At 43.1% G+C, this 1,816-nt stretch carries 1 protein-coding gene; it reads left to right on the top strand.

The annotated features are described in order from the left end of the window. Positions 1-337 precede the first annotated feature (337 nt). Positions 338-1,591: a transposase gene (locus tag G4417_RS16390; RefSeq protein WP_173684227.1), complete on the top strand. Its 1,254-nt coding sequence runs from the start codon at positions 338-340 to the stop codon at positions 1,589-1,591. The last annotated feature ends 225 nt before the right edge of the window (positions 1,592-1,816 follow it).

Genomic DNA, 1,816 nt, shown 5'->3' with positions numbered 1-1,816 from the left:
GACGCAGCTCAGCGAATCTCTGACCTTGAACGAGAAATTAAACAAAGAGAACAGAGCCGGGAATATTCAAGCATTAAAGAACGACTTGAAGCTGGCAGACAGAGCATTGCAGATCGAGAAAGAGAAGCTGCGAAGCGCAAACGTCACGATAGGGGAATGTCAAGATAAAATACGACTTGAGTTTCCGCAGAATTATCCCCCTAAGATAAATCTGCTGAGTTTTGTTATCCACAACTTTCAAAAAATGGCCAAAATATAAGGAATCCTGTTCCTTTTTGATGTAAAATTAAGCTGTCAAACAAAAACCTTACTAAACAAAAAAGAAAGGGGATTCCTTATGGCTAATTCTACATCAATTACTTACCGTTTGAAAAGAAAAATTTGGGCTTTTACTAATAAAATCTCCCGCAGACTTTCGAAACCAGATCGGAAGTTCACAGCAGATATGGTTTATGGCATTCTGGCATCCAGAAGCTGCCTGCTCACTGATATTTCCGACCAGCTTCATGAAACGGTACATAAGGCGAATACTATAAAACGGCTTTCCAATCATCTTTCGGAAGGAACGCCGGCTTCTGCGGCTGCTTCTTATCTCCACACCGTAAAAAGACTCGTACCATCCAATCCCGTAATCCTCATTGATGAAAGTGATATCGTAAAACCGGATGGAAAACAGTTTGAAGCTCTTGGTATCGTTCGCGATGGTTCGGAAAGTACACAGACGAAAAGTATTTATAAAAAGGGCTATCATGTAACTGAGGCCTGTGCCCTGACTGCCAGCAAGCATCCTGTCAGTGTTTTTTCCATGATCCATTCTTCTGCTGAGAAGGACTATAAATCTGTAAACACCATCACGTTTGATGCGATCAGACAGGCATCTGCTCTTTTCGGAAAGGCTACTTTTGTCATGGACCGTGGTTATGATGACAATAAGATATTTCTCATCTTCGACCACCTGAAGCAGGATTACGTGATCCGCCTGAAATCCAACCGGAAACTTCTTTATCACAACAAATGGACAAAGGCAACCGAACTGCGGAACCGGAGGAAAGGAAAAGTCAAAGCGGATGTTTTCTATAAGGGAAAAGAGCATACCGCATATCTTTCCCACGTAAAAGTTCAGATCACTGCCTCCCGGAAAAATATTTATCTGGTTCTGGTCTACGGGATCACGGAACATCCCATGATGCTTGCCACGAACAAAGAGATCCGCTCAAAAGAGGATTTGATCCGCATTGCCCGGACTTACTTTTCCAGATGGCGGATCGAGGAATATTTTCGCTGTAAAAAGCAGACTTTTCAGTTTGAAAACTTCCGGGTAAGGAAACTGGAAGCCATTAACGCTCTTAACTTTTATATTACTTTAGCCATGGCATTTTTAGCTCAGGAAGAATCAAGTCCTGAGACAAACGCCCTGAAAGTTTCAATCATGCAGGAAGCAGATCCAATCAAGGATAAAGTCAGTTTCTGCTATTATCGGCTGGCAAAGGGCATCTCCGGCATACTGTCATATGCCAAAGAGGGCATCCGGCTCTGGTACCGGACAAAGCGTCCGGCGTACCGTCAACTCTGTCTTAAGCTGACCGCTTAAATAGATAAAAGAATATGTCTCCCAAAGTCCGGTTCCGGCGGGGCTTATTAAAGTGCCTCTACGCTCAGTACTGCCACTCTGAATTTCTCAAAAAATCGGCAGATTGGCACTTTGGGTAGACATAGCTATTTTTTTATTGCAGTTTGCGGAAACTCAAGAAAATACGATGCTTAACACAACAACGGGATTATGCCCGGACACATCAGAAAATCGTAGAGATACCGG

This window comes from Blautia wexlerae (assembly GCF_013300825.1).
GTDB lineage: Bacteria > Bacillota > Clostridia > Lachnospirales > Lachnospiraceae > Blautia_A > Blautia_A wexlerae_B.
The sequence above is the reverse complement of the archived record's forward strand: the minus strand, read 5'-3'. Positions and strand labels throughout refer to the sequence as shown.

What these genes read in the sequence shown, in the direction of transcription:
- G4417_RS16390 (WP_173684227.1), top strand. Translation starts at nt 338, where the DNA reads ATGGCTAATTCTACATCAATTACTTACCGTTTGAAAAGAAAAATTTGG.